The following is a 15,980-nucleotide window of genomic DNA, read 5'->3' as shown; positions in this document are numbered from 1 at the left end:
AGCCATGTGAGGACACAGCCATGCATATATTGCTGACCGGCGGTACGGGTTTGATAGGCCAACACCTTTGTCAGCATTGGTTGGCGCAAGGCCATCGTCTGACCGTCTGGAGTCGACGGCCTGAGCAGGTGGGTAAACTGTGTGGCGCTGGCGTTCGTGGGGTCGCTCGTCTTGAGTCGCTGAGTGAGGACGAGCCGGTCGATGCGGTGATCAACCTCGCGGGTGCACCTATTGCAGATCGTCCCTGGAGCAGTCGGCGTCGGGCGGTGCTGTGGAGCAGTCGGATTACGCTCACCGAGCAACTGCTGGCATGGCTTGAAAGCCGTCAGCAGCGGCCTGAAGTGCTGATCTCCGGGTCAGCAGTTGGCTGGTACGGTGACGGTGGTGAGCGCGAGCTGACCGAGGCCTCGCAGCCAGTCAAAGAAGACTTCGCCAGCCAGCTGTGCATTGCCTGGGAAGAAACCGCTCAACAAGCACAAGCCTTGGGGATTCGTGTGGTACTGGTGCGCACGGGGTTGGTGCTTTCCAGTGAGGGCGGCTTTTTGTCGCGCCTGCGTTTGCCTTTCAAACTGGGCCTGGGCGGGCCGATTGGCGATGGTCGGCAATGGATGCCGTGGGTCCATATAGAGGACGAGATCGCCCTGATTGATTTTCTCTTGCAGCACAAGGACGCCAGCGGTCCTTATAATGCCTGCGCCCCGGAGCCGGTGCGCAACCGTGAGTTTGCCAGGCACCTGGGGCGCGCCCTGCATCGTCCTGCATTCATGCCGCTGCCGGCATTGGTGCTCAAGACCGGCCTGGGCGAGTTGTCGACCCTGTTGTTGGGGGGCCAGCGGGCACGCCCGGTGCGCTTGCTTGCTGCGGGTTTCACCTTCCGCTTCAATGATCTGCAATCGGCGCTGGATGACTTATCCAGGCGCCTCTGAAATAGGACGTTGCATGACCGATCACGCTCTGCTGCTGGTCAACCTGGGTTCGCCGGCCTCCACCTCGGTGGCCGATGTACGCCGTTACCTGAATCAGTTTCTGATGGATCCTTACGTGATCGACTTGCCATGGCCGGTGCGCCGCTTGTTGGTGTCGTTGATTCTGATCAAGCGTCCTGAGCAGTCGGCCCATGCCTATGCCTCGATCTGGTGGGATGAAGGCTCGCCGCTGGTGGTGCTGACCCGGCGCTTGCAGGCAGCCATGCGTGAGCATTGGCAACACGGGCCAGTGGAAATCGCCATGCGCTACGGTGAGCCGTCATTGCCGACGGTGCTACAGCGCCTGGCCGCACAGGGTGTACGTAAAGTCACGTTGGCGCCGCTTTATCCACAGTTCGCCGACAGCACGGTGACCACGGTAGTCGAGCAAGCCCGACAGGTGCTGGCTGAGCAGAAGCTGCCCCTGGAGCTGGCGGTATTGCAGCCATTCTATGACCGGCCGGAGTACATCGATGCTCTGGTGGAAAGCGCCCGGCCTTACCTTGAGCAGGACTACGACCATCTTTTGCTGAGTTTCCACGGTTTGCCCGAGCGGCATCTGAAGAAGCTCGACCCTACCGGCAACCATGATTTTCAGGCCAATGACTGCTGTCGGGATGCTTCGCCCGAAATGCTTGCGGTGTGTTATCGCGGCCAATGCTTGCGCACGGCTCAAGCCTTCGCGAAAAAAATGGGCATACCCGATGGCAAGTGGTCGGTGTCGTTCCAGTCGCGGCTGGGGCGGGCAAAATGGATTGAGCCTTATACCGAAACCCGCCTGGACGAGCTTGGCCAATCCGGTGTGAAGAAGCTGCTGGTGATGTGCCCGGCGTTTGTCGCCGACTGCATCGAGACGCTGGAAGAGATCGGTGATCGTGGGCGTGAGCAGTTTGTGGCGGCAGGCGGAGAGGAGCTGGTGCTGGTGCCGTGCCTGAATGATCACCCGCAGTGGGTGCAGGCGTTGAAGGGCATGTGCGAGCAGGTTTGAAGCATTGATCGCGGGGCAAGTCCGCTCCCACAGATAGTCACTGTGGGAGCGGACTTGCCCCGCGATGCATTCAGTCCTGAGCCTTATGCTTCCAGCTGTCGTTACCCGGTAGCAGCAAGTTCAAGGCAATCGCAACGATGGCGCACAGCGCGATACCCTTCAGGCCCCAATCGTCTGGACCCGTGCCGGTACCAACCAGCACACCGCCGATACCGAATACCAGCGTTACCGAGACAATCACCAGGTTGCGCGCTTCGCCCAGGTCGATCTTGTGGCGGATCATGGTGTTCATGCCCACCGCTGCAATCGAGCCAAACAGCAAGCACAGAATGCCGCCCATGACCGGTACAGGAATGCTCTGTAGCAATGCCCCGAACTTGCCGATGAAAGCCAGGGTAATGGCAAAAATCGCCGCCCAGGTCATGATCTTCGGGTTGTAGTTCTTGGTCAGCATCACCGCGCCCGTCACTTCGGCGTACGTGGTGTTGGGTGGGCCACCAAACAGGCCAGCTGTGGTCGTGGCGATACCATCTCCGAGCAGGGTGCGATGCAGGCCTGGTTTTTTCAGGTAGTCCCGACCGGTCACGCTACCGACCGCGATGACGCCACCGATATGTTCGATAGCGGGCGCCAGGGCGACAGGCACGATGAACAGGATCGCTTGCCAGTTAAATGCCGGTGCCGTGAAGTGCGGCAGGGCCAACCAGGGCGCGGCGGCAATTTTGGCGGTATCGACCACGCCAAAGTAGAACGACAGGCCAAACCCGACCAGCACACCGGCAATGATCGGTACCAGGCGGAAGATGCCTTTACCGAACACCGCGACGACCAGGGTAGTGATCAGCGCGGGCATGGAGATCATCATCGCGGTGCTGTAAGGCAGTAGCTCGGTGCCGTCACCGGCCTTGCCCATCGCCATGTTGGCGGCAATGGGGGCCATCGCCAGACCGATGGAAATGATCACCGGGCCGATCACCACCGGGGGCAGCAAACGGTCGATAAAACCGGTGCCCTTGATCTTCACGGCAAGGCCGAGGAAGGTGTAGACGAAGCCGGCGGCCATCACCCCGCCCATGGTCTCGGCCAGGCCGAACTGGCCTTTGGCGAGAATGATCGGGGTAATGAAGGCGAAGCTCGAAGCGAGGAACACCGGTACCTGGCGACCGGTCACGACCTGGAACAGCAGAGTTCCCAAGCCCGCGGTGAACAGCGCGACATTCGGGTCGAGGCCGGTGATCAACGGCATCAGCACCAGCGCGCCAAAGGCTACAAAGAGCATCTGCGCGCCGGAGACGACCTGACGCCAAAGCGGGTCGTTGAACTCATCCTGCATGTTCAGGCGTCCTTCTGTTTGGTGCCGAAAATTTTATCGCCGGCATCGCCCAGGCCTGGAATGATGTAACCGTGCTCGTTCAGGCACTGGTCAATCGAGGCGGTGTAGATCTGCACATCCGGGTGCGCTTTCTCGACCACGGCAATGCCTTCTGGTGCGGCAACCAGGACCATCGCGCGAATATCTTTACAGCCGGCTTTCTTGAGCAGATCAATGGTGGCTACCATCGAGCCGCCGGTGGCCAGCATCGGGTCGATGATCAGCGCCAGGCGCTCGTCGATTTCCGGGGCGAGTTTTTCCAGGTAGGTATGGGCTTCGAGGGTTTCCTCGTTGCGGGCAACACCGACGGCGCTGACCTTGGCGCCCGGGATCAGGCTGAGCACGCCGTCGAGCATGCCGATACCGGCACGCAGAATCGGGACTACAGTAATCTTCTTACCGGCGATTTTCTCGACCTGGACCTTGCCGCACCAGCCGTCGATCTCGTAAGTTTCGAGCGGCAGGTCTTTAGTGGCCTCGTAGGTCAGGAGCGTGCCGACTTCTTGGGCGAGTTCGCGGAAATTCTTGGTGCTGATATCGGCGCGGCGCATCAGGCCGAGCTTGTGACGGATCAGCGGATGGCGGATCTCACGGGTAGGCATAGGGAAAGCTCCGGGGGCGGGCAAAAAAACCGCGGTAGATTAATCTATTCAGCCGTGTGTGTCCTATAGGCATTCTGGACGTTAGTCCATAAATGCTTGATCTGACGCCTTCGGATGCGTACCTTTGCCCGCTTTTCTAATTTGCAGCCCCCTGGAGAGCGCCATGTCCGCTGATCTCGAGCATATCCGTCAAGTCATGCGAGAGGCTGACTGCCTGTACAACGAAGCCGAAGTAGAGGCCGCCATTGCCCGTGTTGGTGCACAAATCAGCGAAGTTCTCGCCGAGCGCAACCCGGTGGTGTTCTGTGTGATGAACGGTGGTCTGATTTTCGCCGGCAAGCTGCTCACCCACCTGCAATTCCCGCTGGAGTCCTCTTACCTGCATGCGACCCGTTACCGCAATCAGACCAGCGGCGGCGATCTGTTCTGGAAAGCCAAGCCGGAAGTTTCGTTCATCGACCGCGATGTGTTGATCATTGACGACATTCTCGACGAAGGCCACACCCTCAGCGCCATCATCGACTTCTGCAAGCACGCAGGTGCTCGCGCTGTGCACACCGCCGTGTTGATCGACAAAGACCACGACCGCAAGGCCAGTGCAGAGCTGAAGGCCGACTTCTGTGGCCTGAGCTGTGTTGACCGCTATGTGTTTGGTTATGGCATGGATTACAAGGGCTACTGGCGCAATGCCAATGGCATCTTTGCCGTCAAAGGGCTTTAAGTTTATGCGCCAGCCCGGATTTCTCGACCAATCGTTGTTTACCGAGCTGGCCAGCAAGGCAGCAGCCAACCCGCGCGGCCGCCAGCACCATAACTTCCATGACATGGAAGAGCCTTGTCACCGCATGGCGGTGGGGCTCCAGCCGTCTACCTACATCCCGCCGCACCGGCATTTGTCGGCTGACAAAGCCGAGTGCCTGATCGTACTGCGTGGAAAGCTGGGGCTGCTGATCTTTGATGAGGCTGGCGCGGTAGTCGACAAGCGCGTGCTGGAAGCCGGGGGCGATTGCCTGGGCGTGGACCTGGCACCGGGGATTTTTCATGGCCTGGTGGTACTGGAAGCGGACAGCATGATGTTCGAGTGTAAATCCGGCCCGTATCGCCCGGTGGGCGAGGGGGAGTTGGCCAACTGGGCGCCGCGCGAAGGTGAGGCAGGGGTAGCCGACTATCAAGCCTGGATGCGCGCGCAGTTCGACGACTGCGAATAACCCCTTACCTGTGGGAGCGGCGGTGCGGCGATCCGACTTGCCCCGCGATCGCAATCTCACTGACAGACCGTAATCGCGGGGCAAGCCCGCTCCCACAGAGTGCGCCGTGCTAAAGTGCCAGGTCGCCTCAAGGAGCCTGTCATGCGCGCCATTGTTCCCCTTCTTTTGCTATTGAGCATGCCCTTGGCTGCTGCGCCGTTGCACAGTCAATTCCTGCCCCCCGATGACCTGTCATTGCGCCAGGAAGCCCCTGAGGGCCAGCAGTTGTTGCAGGTCACCGATTATTCCGTGGTGGTGGGTAACCAGCGTCAATCCAATCAACAGCCGATTCCGGTGACCTCACCCTTGCTGCTGCGCCTGAAAGGCAAGCCCTTGAGCAAAGGGGCAACCATCAGCCAAGTGGTGATCAGTTTCGATGCCGAGAGCAAGAGCCTGAAAAAACCGGTCTACGACGACAAGCGCAAGGTGTTGAGCCTGAACTACCCGAGCAGTCAGTACCCGGTGATTCTCGACCTGCTGCGCAACAACACCGTTTATGTGCAATTCCTCAGCTACGGCAATGGCCATATCTGGGCCGATCTGCACACCGGGACCGTACGCGCGCGTTGAGCGTCGGTGCTGGGCGGGGGTAAACTGCCCGCCCGTGAAAATGTCCGTGATGGTTCAGTTGGAGTCGGCAATGCGTAAAGACAAGAAGCAAGTGATTGGGGATGAGATCAGTGACGAGTACGTCAAATCTTTCCTGCAGTTCGAACCGGCGGATGCCACTTCACCTTCGCTGCATAAGCTGATCAAAGCTTATCGTGGCCTGCGCATCGATGACTTCGAGCGTTTTGTCGGTTTCTTCGTTGAGGCCGGGCTGGACGTCGACGGTAAAGATGAACACGGCAAAACCTTTGTCGACCAGATTCGTGACCAGCGCAATGCGGCTGAGTACATCGAGATCATCGACAAAGCGCGTGGCTGATTCACAGCACACATAAAAAAACGCCCCGAAGGGCGTTTTTTTTTGCCGGTGCGTTACGCGTAGTGCTGCGCCGGGCTGCTTTCGACCAGGCCCAGGACCTCGTCATTGTGCACGCTGATCTTGTGATACAGCGCAGCATCGGCCGCCAGGACCTTTTCCCGGGCCGGGAAAATTTCCTTGAGCTTGGCAGCCCAGGCACCCTTGGTTTGCTCTGGGAAGCAGCGCTCGATCAGCTCAAGCATGATCGACACCGTGACCGAAGCACCAGGGGAGGCGCCCAGCAGGGCGGCCAGGGTACCGTCTTTGGCAGCTACCAGTTCGGTACCGAACTGCAGCACGCCACCTTTTTTCGGGTCTTTCTTGATGATCTGTACGCGCTGGCCCGCTACTTCCAGGCGCCAGTCTTCGGCTTTCGCCTCAGGGTAGAAGCGACGCAGGGACTCGAGGCGCTGCTCCATCGACTGCATCACTTCGCTGACCAGGTACTTGGTCAGGTCCATGTTGTCGCGGGCCACGGCGAGCATCGGGCCGAGGTTGCCCATGCGCACCGACAGCGGCAGGTCGAGGAACGAGCCATGCTTGAGGAACTTGGTGGTGAAACCAGCGTATGGGCCGAACAGCAGCGAGGTTTTGCCATCGACAACGCGGGTGTCCAGGTGCGGCACCGACATCGGTGGCGAACCTACCGCGGCCTGGCTGTAGACCTTGGCCTGGTGCTTTTTCACCACTTCAGGGTTGTCGCAACGCAGCCACTGCCCGCTGACCGGGAAGCCACCAAAGCCTTTGCTCTCTTCGATACCCGATTGCTGCAGCAGCGGCAGTGCCGCGCCACCAGCGCCGAGGAATACGAAGCGGGCGTTGACTTCACGGCTGCTGCCGCTGTTGACGTCCTTGATGCTGACGGTCCAGCCGCTGCCGTTACGGCGCAGGCCAGTTACGCGCTTGCAGTACTTGACCTGGGCATCCGGCGCGCTGGCCAAATGCTTGAGCAGTTTGTTGGTCAGGGCACCAAAGTTAACGTCGGTACCTTTCAAAACGCGGGTGGCGGCGATTTTCTGGTCGGCAGGGCGACCGGGCATCATCAGCGGCATCCACTCGTTCATCACCGACTTGTCTTCGGTGTATTCCATCTCGGCGAAGGCGTGGTGCTGCTTGAGCAGCTCGAAACGCTTCTTCAGGAAGTCGACGCCTTTTTCGCCTTCAACATAGCTCAGGTGCGGCACAGGGTTGATGAACGCCCGTGGCGAGCTGAGCGCACCTTTTTTGCTCAGGTAAGCCCAGAACTGCCGGGATACCTCGAACTGAGTGTTGATGTGGACCGCTTTTTTGATGTCGATGCTGCCGTCGGCGGCCTGCGGCGTGTAGTTCAGTTCACACAGCCCGGCATGGCCGGTCCCGGCGTTGTTCCACGGGTTGGAACTTTCCGCGGCACCCGAATCCATCAACTCGACGACTTCCAGCTTGATTGCCGGGTCGAGTTCCTTGAGCAGTACGGCCAGGGTGGCACTCATGATGCCTGCCCCTACCAGTACTACATCGACTGCTTCGTTCTGCGCCATTAACGCGTCTCCAAAATCTACAGCACCAAATTGACAGCATAGGATCCCTGGCTTGGCCAGGATCGCCATGTCCGATATTTCGCAGTTTTTGCAACTTCAGCGGACACCGCCAACCGGGCTTTGCGTTGCCTATGAACGCATTTTAAGGCCGATGCGGCAATTCGACTTATGGTCAAGGTGTCCGTCGTGCGTTATGGACCGGCCTCAGGCACTCATCCTGGATGAGCACAGTTGCCAGCTGTTCAGGGCTGTTCGGGACACTTTTGGTGCTTTTGCACATGCCAGACTGTTCATTGCTCGCCACACTCTCGTGAAGTTGTGAAAACCCGTTTTTTCACGCTCTTTTGGAGTCGTGAACCTCAAAATGGACTGCGCGATGGCAGACCGGCAGGTTCAGGCAGAGCAGAGGGCCGAGAATTACTGGCACGCTTGCTGGTGCAAGACCTGTGTGGAAGGCTCTCTGTGGGCGGTGCGGGGGATGCCGATGGTGAACATTGGCGGTGCTGCGAGGCCCGATCAGGAGACGTCCTTATAATCGGGGGGAGATTATAACGATGTCTCGGGCAGAAATGATCTTTATTAACGACTTTTATTGATGCACGGTTCAGGCGGTCAGGCTGCGCTGCACCCAGTTATTGCGGGGGAGTGGGCAAACACGGGCGTTGGCGGGCAGCGGGCGATTGAGCCAGGCCAGGCGTATTTCGTTGATTTCCACCCAGTTGCCAGCTTCGGGTTTGTTGGCGCATTGCTTGAAAGCCAGGCAATGGCCCTGGGTGTCGAGCCGTGCGAAGTGACGTGTGGGGCGGCGGGTGAACAGTGAAGTCCAGAACCAGGACATGGCGTGTTCCTCATTGGGTGTTCTGGGCGCCAGCATAGCCTCAAGGTGATGAAACCATTGTGACAGCGAACCGACAGCGCTCGCGCCTGTCTTATTCGCTAATGGCACGGCGATGGCTGGGCTGCGTACTGCTGGTTATACTGGCGGCCTTTGCTGCCTATTCTGGAGAGATGAGCATGTTGCAACGTTTGTTGTTCGGTTTGATCGCGGTGACCAGCCTGACGCTGGTCGGTTGTGCCCACAGCCCGCAACAACTCAGCCCGCAACCAAAACTCACCGCCCAGCTGGCTCCGGTGGGGCATGGCCAGCCGGTAGTGGTCCGGGTGGTTGATGGTCGTGCTTCGCAAACCCTGGGCACCCGCGGTGGCCTGTACCCTGAAACCAGCGCTATCACCGTTACTGGCAACGACATCATGCCCAAGGTGCAAGCTCAGGCTGAAGCCGCAGTACGCCTGCTGGGCTTCACCCCGACGCCAAACGCCTATAACGCGCCTCAGCTGACGGTGACCCTGGCCGAGCTGAAGTACCAGTCGCCCAAAGAAGGCATGTACGTGACTGAAGCCACCATTGGTGCGACTTTCAAAGCAGACGTGTCCAACGCCAACCGCCGTTACAGCGGTCGTTATGGTGCCTCGCTGGACCAGCGCTTCGGCATGGCGCCGAACCAGGAAACCAACACCAAGCTGGTGAGTGATGTGCTGAGCGACGCCCTGACCCGTCTGTTCAAAGACCAGGCGATCGGCCAGATCCTCGGCGAGTAATCCCTGCTGCCCCACGATTGCGGTCTGTCTGACACATCGCATCGCGGGGCAAGCCCGCTCCTACATTTGGTCGAAAAGGGCAGGACTTGCAGCGCTGCTTGGGTAGAATGCCCGCAGTCATGACTTAGAGGTTCTGTAATGTCGCTGCAAATGCTCTGGGGGCTGATCGCCGCCCATCCGGCCAAGCTGATCAACCTGTTGGCCTTGGTGATTACCTGTCCCGGTGGTCTGCTGTTGCACAGTGCCCGGCGGCGTGAAGCGCAGGCGTTGGCGGGGGCGCCAAGCGATGAAGCGGTGGTCGATGGGATGACCCAGCGTATCAACCGGTTTTACTACATTCTCGGTTTTGCCTTCCTGGCGCTGGCCTTGCTGTTGTCCTGGTTCAGTACCTGGGTTTGATTCCAGTCGCGGGGCAAGCCCGCTCCCACCGCTGGGAGCGGGCTTGCCCCGCGATGCTTTAAAGCGCCAACCCCGCCTTGACCCGATACTGATTGCGCACTGGCGTCGCATACTGCTGCACCAGGTAAGGGCGCTGTTCGACCGGGCAGGCATCCAGGCGACGTTGCCATTCAGCCTGGGCCTTGGCCAGCTCGTCGGCCGGGAATACCTTGGCCGCCGCTGGCACGTCCAACGCAGGGTCTGCATCAGCCCATTGCGCATAGGCCAGGTAGTGCACCGGGAACAGCCGGTAGCCCGCCAGAATCTGCCGATCGATCTCCGCCGCCAGTTGCTTGGTGTCTTCGAAGAACGCCGTTACCGGCGGGGCGAAGTTGATGTGCACCCGACCTTTATAGCCAGTGATGCCCTGGGCGATGCTGATGTCGTCTTCACCGGGCGCTTTGGTGTAGCTGCCGGTGGTGGCGCGGATATACAACTCGCGGGCCTTGGCCTGATCGCACGGGTCGTACTCATAGCTGATCGACACCGGGCTCAGGTGCAGTGACTGGATCACCGCACCGAAAGGCTCGTCTTTGCGGCTCATGTGGAACATTTTCAGGATCGCCGAATCGGTGCGATCGTCACCATCTTTGGCGCGGCCTTCAGCCTGGGCAATCCAGATGGACTGACCGTCGTTGCGGATCGAATGGTTGATGTAGGCCGAGAGCAGTTGGTAGGCCGCAAGCTTCTCGCGTCGACCGCTGATTGAGCGGTGAACAATGAAGCTCTTGTTCAGGCGCATCATGTCGCTGACGAACGGTTTTTGCAGCAGGTTGTCGCCAATGGCGATCCGCGGCGTCGGCAGGCCGGCGTGGTAGACCGCGTAGTTGACGAACGCCGGGTCCATGACGATGTCACGGTGGTTGGCCAGAAACAGGTAGGCGGTGCCGGACTTGAGCAACTCGACGCCGGTGTAGGTCACACCGTCGGTGGCGCGCTCAATGGTATGGTCGACGTAGTACTCGACTTTGTCCTGCAGAGTCGAAACGCAGCTGACACCAGCAAACTCTTTGCGTAGGCGCCGGGCGATCAGGGGCTTCAACAGCCAGCCAAAGGCTCCGGCCATGCGCGGGAAACGGAAGTGGGTGAGGATATCGAGGAATGCCGGGTCGCTGAGCAGGCGTGCCAGAACGGCAGGGACCTCAGCGTCGTCGTACGGTCGGATGGCATCGAATTCGCCCATCATGCTCTCTTGTTGGAAACGGCTAGGGTAATAGGTAGGGCCGGGTTTCGAAAAACGGCTCGAACACGCTCAGGTCCTGTAAATAGACCGGCAATTATACGCATAAGTCACTCCGGAGGCCGCGATGCTGGAAACTGCGATCTACGATTGCCCTTACTGTGGTGAAGAAGTCGAGACGACAGTAGACCTGTCTGCAGGCGATCAGGAATACATCGAAGACTGTCAGGTCTGCTGCAAGCCCATCAGGTTTGTGCTGCAGGTGCATGGTGACGAATGGATGCTGGACGTTTATGGCGAGAATGACTGATGCAGCGTATCTATGAACCGGAAAGCCTGCTGGAGGCCGAAATGCTGATGGGCATGCTCGACAGCGAAGGTATTCAGGTTCATCTAATTGGCCGAGACCTGATGGGGGCGATCGGCGACTTGCCGATGCAGGGCCTGTTGGGCTTGGCGGTTGCCGATGAACAGGCTGAGTACGCACGCCAGCTGATCGCCGCGTACAATGCAGCCCAGCCCTTGGCTGGCGACGAACCGGAGCACATTCCGGGCACCCTGATTTGCTAGGTTTTTATCCCCCATGTGTGGACGTTACGCGCTGTTTCGCTGGTCTCCGGCCTTTGCTGCATTACCGGGATTCCCGGCTGATCAGCAGGCTCAATGGAATATTTCGCCTGGTGCGTCGGTCCTGATCCAGCGTCAGGAACAGGGGCAACTGACGTTGGCGCGGGCCCGCTGGGGGTTGACCCCGGCCTGGCTGACTGACTTGTCACGCACACCGGCCCATGCCCGCGCTGAAACGCTGGCCGAGCAACCGATGTTTCGGGAAGCGTTGCGCCTGCGGCGTTGCCTGATGCCGGCCAACGGTTTCTACGAATGGCGCGGTAGCGTGCGCAAACGCCCTTACTGGCTGACGCCGGGAGAGGGTTCGTCGTTGTTCTTTGCTGCCATCTGGGAAGCCTATCCGGTGCAGGATCAGGTCTGGTTGAGTACCGCAGTGGTAACTCAGGCGGCGATGAACCAGCGCAGGCCGCTGATTTTAGACGCTGCAGGCCAAGAGGCTTGGCTTAACCCCGAAACCCCCATGGCTCAACTGTATGAGCTGCTGGCCAGCAGTCAGGCGACGTTGCGCGAGCGGGTGCTGGCCAATTTCGTCAATGATCCGAAACTCAATGGGCCGGAGTGTTTGACTCCGGCGTGAATGCATCGCGGGGCAAGCCCGCTCCCACCGATGGTCACTGTGGGAGCGGGCTTGCCCCGCGATTAATTCATCACACCCTGAACTGATTGATCAGACGCCGCTGTTGCTCAGCAAGCTTGGTCAATTCCGCACTGGCAGTACTCGACTCATCTGCACCGCCTGCCACTTCGTTGGCCACCTGACCAATGTTGATTACATTGCGGTTGATGTCTTCGGCAACGGCACTTTGCTCTTCGGCAGCGCTGGCGATCTGGGTGTTCATGTCGTTGATCACCGATACCGCCTGAGTGATGCTTTCCAGTGCCTCGGCGGCGCGAGCGGCCTGTTGCACGCTGTCGTCAGTCTTGCCCTGGCTGTCTTCCATGACCCGCACCACATCGCGGGTGCCCTGTTGCAGTTGCTGGATCATCTGCTGAATTTCTTCGGTCGCCTGCTGGGTCTTTTGCGCCAGGTTGCGCACTTCGTCGGCCACCACGGCAAAGCCTCGGCCTTGTTCGCCAGCACGTGCGGCTTCAATAGCGGCATTGAGTGCCAGTAGGTTGGTTTGCTCGGCGATGGCGCGAATGGCAATCAGGATCGCATTGATGTTCTCGCTGTCGCGGGCCAGGTTTTGTACCACGCCGACCGCCCGGCCAATCTCTTCGGCCAGGGCGCTGATCGAATCGGACGTGTTGCGTACGATCTGCAGGCCTTGATGGGCGGCCTGATCGGCGTTGTTGGCCGCCTGCGCGGCATGGGTGGCATTGCGCGCCACGTCTTGCGCGGTGGCGGTCATTTCGTGCACAGCGGTGGCCACCAGGTCGATCTCGGCCATTTGCTTGTGCACACCCTGGTTGGTACGAATCGCGATGTCGGCGGTATGCTCCGAGGAGTCGCTGACTTTTTGCACCGAGGCCACCACCTGGCTGATCATTGCCTGTAGTTTGGCCAGGAAGGTGTTGAAGCCTTTGGCGATCGAGCCCAGCTCATCGGCACGGTCACTGCTCAGGCGGCGGGTCAGGTCGCCTTCACCCTGAGCGATATCATCGAGCATGGCCACCATCTGGCGCAGCGGGCGGGCGATACCGTGAGCCAGCAACCAGATCACCAGCAGGCCGAGGGCGGCGATGGCCAGGCCCATGAGCGTCATGCCGGTGAGGTCGGTGCTGCGTTGCGCGCTGAGTTCGTTTTGCAGTTGGTTGACGTCGGCCATCACCGCGCTCAGTGGCAACTCCAGCAACAAGGTCCAGCGGGCATCGGTGTTACCGATTTTGAACGGCAGGTACAGCTCGATGCGCCCGGCGTCGTTGTTAACTTGATAACGCAGGTTTTCGCCGCTGAGCTGGCTCAGGGTGGTGGCAACGCCGCCATCCAGAACGTCGCTGGCTTTCTCGCCAAACTTACTCGGGTCTTTGGTGAAAGCAACCAGGCGGCCATTGCCGGAGACCAGCGCCAGCTCGCCCGCGCCTTCGTAGAGTTGCTGGTCGGCAGTGTTGAGCAGTTCCTGAATGAAGTTTACCGACAGGTCGGCACCGGCGATCCCCTGAAACTGGCCATCGATCAGGATCGGCTCAACGAAAGAGGCGAGCATCACCACCTTGTCGCCCACCTTGTAAGGCGCGGGATCGATCACACAGGCTTTTTTCGATTCGCGTGAGCACAGGTAGTACTCGCTGGCGCGCACGCCGGTGGCGAGGATGGTCTGGTCATTGACGTCGGCGAGTTTATCCAGGCCGAGGCTGCCGTCGTCGTTACGGAACCACCAGGGCAGGAAGCGCCCGTTGGCGCTGTCGATACCGGTGATGGAGGAGCCGACGAAGTGGCTGTCATCGTGGTCCAGCGCGTTGGCTTCCCAGCCCAGGTAGGTACCGAGGATCAACGGGTTGGTCACGGCGGTTTGTTTGAGCAAGGCGATCAGTTGTTCGCGCTCGATCTTGAGCAATGGATTGCCGTTGGCGTCTTGCATGCCCAGCATCGCATTGCTGGTGGCCAGTCCGCGAGCGATCAGCAATGGCGCTTCCAGGCCTCTCTGGATTTCACTGACCTGAGTGCGGGCGAGGGCGGTCAGGCGTTGTTCGATCACGGCCTCGAACTGTTGCTGGGTGCGGGTTTGCACCAGTTCCTGGGTCCGCTGGCCGGAATACACAGCGTAGAGCACCAGGGCGGCAACTATACTCAGGACAATGGCCCCGGCCAGGGCTGCAACGGAAAACTGGATCGACCTGAACTTCATGAAGGGCTCCAAGCACAATAAACGTCATCTGCCATGCGTTATCGGCTCGGGCGCGGCAAAGCATGAGCGCCGTCTGGATAAATCTTCGTTCAGGGTGTAGCGGGCTCAACCGAGTCGGCCTAGGATACCCGGCATGTTCGAATGGAGTGTTTTCATGCGTAAGTTATTTGTTGTCAGCGCCCTCAGTGCCAGCATTCTGCTAGCCGGTTGCCAGGCAGTGAACACCACCAGCGGCGGTGCCGTGGGTGTCGAGCGTAAGCAATATATGTTCAGCATGTTGTCGAGCGACGAAGTCAACCAGATGTACGCTCAGTCGTATCAGCAAACCGTGGGCGAAGCGTCGAGCAAAGGTGTGCTCGACAAGACCAGTGCTGATGCCAAGCGGGTACAAGTCATTGCTGACCGGCTGATTGCCCAGGCGCCGAACTTCCGCCCGGATGCGGCGCAGTGGAACTGGGAGGTCAACCTGATCAAGAGCGACGAGCTCAACGCCAACTGCGGCCCTGGCGGCAAGATCTTTTTCTACACCGGGCTGATCGACAAGCTCAAACTGACCGATGACGAGATCGCAGCGGTGATGGGCCATGAAATTGCCCACGCCCTGCGTGAACACGGTCGTGAGGCGATGTCCAAGGCCTACGGTATCGAGATGGCCCGTCAAGGTGCAGGCGCCTTGCTGGGGCTGGGCCAGGACAGCATGGCGCTGGCCGACACCGTGGTGCAGTACGGCATGACCCTGCCCAACAGCCGCGCCAACGAGAATGAAGCTGACTTGATCGGCCTGGAACTGGCCGCGCGTGCAGGCTACAACCCGAATGCGGCGATCACCCTGTGGGACAAGATGGCGGCCGCTTCCGGTGGTTCACAACCTGAGTTCATGAGCACTCACCCGGCGTCCGACAGCCGTCAGGCTTCGTTGCGGGCGGCGATTCCGAAGGTGATGCCGCTGTACGAGCGCGCTAAAAAGTAACGCTTTGATCGCGGGGCAAGCCCGCTCCCACAGAGTCTGCGCACCTCCAGTGGGAGCGGGCTTGCCCCGCGATCGTTATCAGCCTATCCAGCCGCTGACTTCCATCGCCGAATACACCGCCACAGCCGCCAGTACAAAGAACGCGGCCGAAGCCAGGCGACGGATCAGGGTCAGCGGCAGCTTCTCGGCGGCGAAGTTGCCCGCCAGCACCACCGGTACGTTGGCAATCAACATGCCCAGGGTGGTGCCGATAATCACCATGATCAGGTGCGGGTACTGAGCTGCGAGCATCACTGTGGCGACCTGGGTCTTGTCACCAATTTCGGCAATGAAGAACGCAATCAGCGTGGTCAGGAACGGACCAAAGCGGCGGGCCGTGCTGGCTTCGTCATCGTCCATTTTGTCTGGAATAAGTGTCCACAAAGCGGTGGCAGCAAAGCTGGCTGCGAGAATCCAGTGCAAGGTGGCGGCGGAGAAGAACGTGCTGACCCAGGCGCCGACAGCGCCGGCTGCTGCATGGTTGGCCAGGGTCGCGGCGATGATGCCGGCGATGATCGGCCAAGGCTTGCGGAAGCGGGCGGCAAGAATGAGCGCGAGCAATTGGGTCTTGTCGCCAATTTCGGCGAGGGCCACGATTGCGGTCGGGACGAGCAATGATTCCAGCATCAGGATTCCTACGGGGGCGGGTCGACACGGCTATGACACGTACAACCTTC

At 59.8% G+C, this 15,980-nt stretch carries 19 protein-coding genes and 2 pseudogenes; 12 read left to right on the top strand and 9 right to left on the bottom strand.

Going from position 1 to position 15,980, the window contains the following annotated elements; genetic code table 11:
- Positions 1–20 precede the first annotated feature (20 nt).
- Together E1573_RS07160 and hemH are read left to right on the top strand one after the other, a co-directional pair.
- Positions 21–926 carry a TIGR01777 family oxidoreductase gene (locus tag E1573_RS07160; RefSeq protein ID WP_133212045.1) on the top strand — a complete coding sequence of 302 codons (906 nt, stop codon included), beginning with the start codon at positions 21–23 and terminating at the stop codon, positions 924–926.
- A 13-nt stretch (positions 927–939) separates the two neighbouring features.
- On the top strand, positions 940–1,953 hold the full coding sequence (gene hemH, locus E1573_RS07155; protein ID WP_133212043.1) for a ferrochelatase: 1,014 nt from the start codon (positions 940–942) through the stop codon (positions 1,951–1,953).
- Between the two features lie 70 nt (positions 1,954–2,023).
- On the opposite strand, the gene E1573_RS07150 is transcribed toward hemH, so the two are convergent.
- Complete coding sequence (locus E1573_RS07150; RefSeq protein ID WP_133212041.1) at positions 2,024–3,286, bottom strand: uracil-xanthine permease family protein; 1,263 nt, start codon at positions 3,284–3,286, stop codon at positions 2,024–2,026.
- A 2-nt stretch (positions 3,287–3,288) separates the two neighbouring features.
- A complete protein-coding gene (gene upp / locus E1573_RS07145; protein ID WP_133212039.1) occupies positions 3,289–3,927 on the bottom strand; it encodes a uracil phosphoribosyltransferase in 639 nt (212 codons plus the stop codon).
- A 163-nt stretch (positions 3,928–4,090) separates the two neighbouring features.
- Between upp and E1573_RS07140 the strand changes: the two genes are divergently transcribed.
- The 4 genes from E1573_RS07140 to E1573_RS07125 all read left to right on the top strand — a co-directional run bounded on the left by E1573_RS07140 (position 4,091) and on the right by E1573_RS07125 (position 6,102).
- Complete coding sequence (locus E1573_RS07140; protein ID WP_133212037.1) at positions 4,091–4,648, top strand: hypoxanthine-guanine phosphoribosyltransferase; 558 nt, start codon at positions 4,091–4,093, stop codon at positions 4,646–4,648.
- Positions 4,649–4,652: 4 nt separating this feature from the next.
- Positions 4,653–5,135 carry a WbuC family cupin fold metalloprotein gene (locus E1573_RS07135; protein ID WP_133212035.1) on the top strand — a complete coding sequence of 161 codons (483 nt, stop codon included), beginning with the start codon at positions 4,653–4,655 and terminating at the stop codon, positions 5,133–5,135.
- 141 nt (positions 5,136–5,276) lie between these two features.
- Positions 5,277–5,744, top strand: coding sequence for a hypothetical protein (locus tag E1573_RS07130; RefSeq protein ID WP_133212033.1), 468 nt, complete (start codon positions 5,277–5,279; stop codon positions 5,742–5,744).
- A gap of 70 nt (positions 5,745–5,814) precedes the next feature.
- Positions 5,815–6,102, top strand: a complete 288-nt coding sequence (locus E1573_RS07125; protein ID WP_133212031.1) for a PA4642 family protein — start codon at positions 5,815–5,817, stop codon at positions 6,100–6,102.
- A gap of 53 nt (positions 6,103–6,155) precedes the next feature.
- Here the strand turns inward: E1573_RS07125 and mqo are convergent, their stop codons facing one another.
- Positions 6,156–7,661 (bottom strand): malate dehydrogenase (quinone), encoded by a 1,506-nt coding sequence (gene mqo / locus E1573_RS07120; RefSeq protein ID WP_133212029.1) that lies wholly within the window; start codon positions 7,659–7,661, stop codon positions 6,156–6,158.
- Between the two features lie 604 nt (positions 7,662–8,265).
- Entirely contained in the window at positions 8,266–8,499 is a 234-nt protein-coding gene (locus E1573_RS07115; protein WP_133212027.1) for a hypothetical protein, read from the bottom strand.
- 176 nt (positions 8,500–8,675) lie between these two features.
- On the opposite strand from E1573_RS07115, the gene E1573_RS07110 reads away from it, so the two are divergent.
- Both E1573_RS07110 and E1573_RS07105 read left to right on the top strand, forming a co-directional pair.
- On the top strand, positions 8,676–9,260 hold the full coding sequence (locus tag E1573_RS07110; RefSeq protein WP_133212025.1) for a YajG family lipoprotein: 585 nt from the start codon (positions 8,676–8,678) through the stop codon (positions 9,258–9,260).
- A gap of 138 nt (positions 9,261–9,398) precedes the next feature.
- The gene (locus E1573_RS07105; RefSeq protein ID WP_133212023.1) at positions 9,399–9,659 is read left to right on the top strand and encodes a hypothetical protein; all 261 of its coding nucleotides are present in this window, start codon (positions 9,399–9,401) and stop codon (positions 9,657–9,659) included.
- Between the two features lie 58 nt (positions 9,660–9,717).
- Here E1573_RS07105 and E1573_RS07100 read toward each other — a convergent pair whose 3' ends face one another.
- Entirely contained in the window at positions 9,718–10,884 is a 1,167-nt protein-coding gene (locus E1573_RS07100) for a 1-acyl-sn-glycerol-3-phosphate acyltransferase (RefSeq protein WP_165957301.1), read from the bottom strand.
- A 121-nt stretch (positions 10,885–11,005) separates the two neighbouring features.
- On the opposite strand from E1573_RS07100, the gene E1573_RS07095 reads away from it, so the two are divergent.
- Genes E1573_RS07095 through E1573_RS07085 form a run of 3 tightly spaced genes read left to right on the top strand, consistent with a single transcriptional unit; the run spans position 11,006 to position 12,082 of the window.
- Complete coding sequence (locus tag E1573_RS07095) at positions 11,006–11,188, top strand: CPXCG motif-containing cysteine-rich protein (protein ID WP_133212019.1); 183 nt, start codon at positions 11,006–11,008, stop codon at positions 11,186–11,188.
- Positions 11,188–11,448 (top strand): putative signal transducing protein, encoded by a 261-nt coding sequence (locus E1573_RS07090; RefSeq protein WP_133212017.1) that lies wholly within the window; start codon positions 11,188–11,190, stop codon positions 11,446–11,448. The genes E1573_RS07095 and E1573_RS07090 overlap by 1 nt, the downstream gene beginning before the upstream one ends.
- Before the next feature lie 13 nt (positions 11,449–11,461).
- On the top strand, positions 11,462–12,082 hold the full coding sequence (locus tag E1573_RS07085) for an SOS response-associated peptidase (protein ID WP_133212015.1): 621 nt from the start codon (positions 11,462–11,464) through the stop codon (positions 12,080–12,082).
- Between the two features lie 70 nt (positions 12,083–12,152).
- On the opposite strand, the gene E1573_RS27220 is transcribed toward E1573_RS07085, so the two are convergent.
- From E1573_RS27220 to E1573_RS27210, 3 genes and pseudogenes are all read right to left on the bottom strand, one after another.
- The gene (locus tag E1573_RS27220) at positions 12,153–12,896 is read right to left on the bottom strand and encodes a methyl-accepting chemotaxis protein (RefSeq protein ID WP_371925138.1); all 744 of its coding nucleotides are present in this window, start codon (positions 12,894–12,896) and stop codon (positions 12,153–12,155) included.
- A 111-nt stretch (positions 12,897–13,007) separates the two neighbouring features.
- Positions 13,008–13,202, bottom strand: a pseudogene (locus E1573_RS27215) (HAMP domain-containing protein); the annotation flags it as partial.
- A 239-nt stretch (positions 13,203–13,441) separates the two neighbouring features.
- Positions 13,442–14,294: pseudogene (locus E1573_RS27210) on the bottom strand (cache domain-containing protein); the annotation flags it as partial.
- Between the two features lie 154 nt (positions 14,295–14,448).
- Between E1573_RS27210 and E1573_RS07075 the strand changes: the two are divergent.
- On the top strand, positions 14,449–15,264 hold the full coding sequence (locus tag E1573_RS07075; protein WP_133212011.1) for a M48 family metallopeptidase: 816 nt from the start codon (positions 14,449–14,451) through the stop codon (positions 15,262–15,264).
- Positions 15,265–15,342: 78 nt separating this feature from the next.
- Here E1573_RS07075 and E1573_RS07070 read toward each other — a convergent pair whose 3' ends face one another.
- Entirely contained in the window at positions 15,343–15,930 is a 588-nt protein-coding gene (locus E1573_RS07070; RefSeq protein WP_133212009.1) for a TMEM165/GDT1 family protein, read from the bottom strand.
- Positions 15,931–15,980: the final 50 nt, after the last annotated feature.

Source organism: Pseudomonas sp. H9 (assembly GCF_004353925.1).
GTDB lineage: Bacteria > Pseudomonadota > Gammaproteobacteria > Pseudomonadales > Pseudomonadaceae > Aquipseudomonas.
Note: the sequence above shows the minus strand (reverse complement) of the source record. Positions and strands in the feature narration are given on the sequence as shown.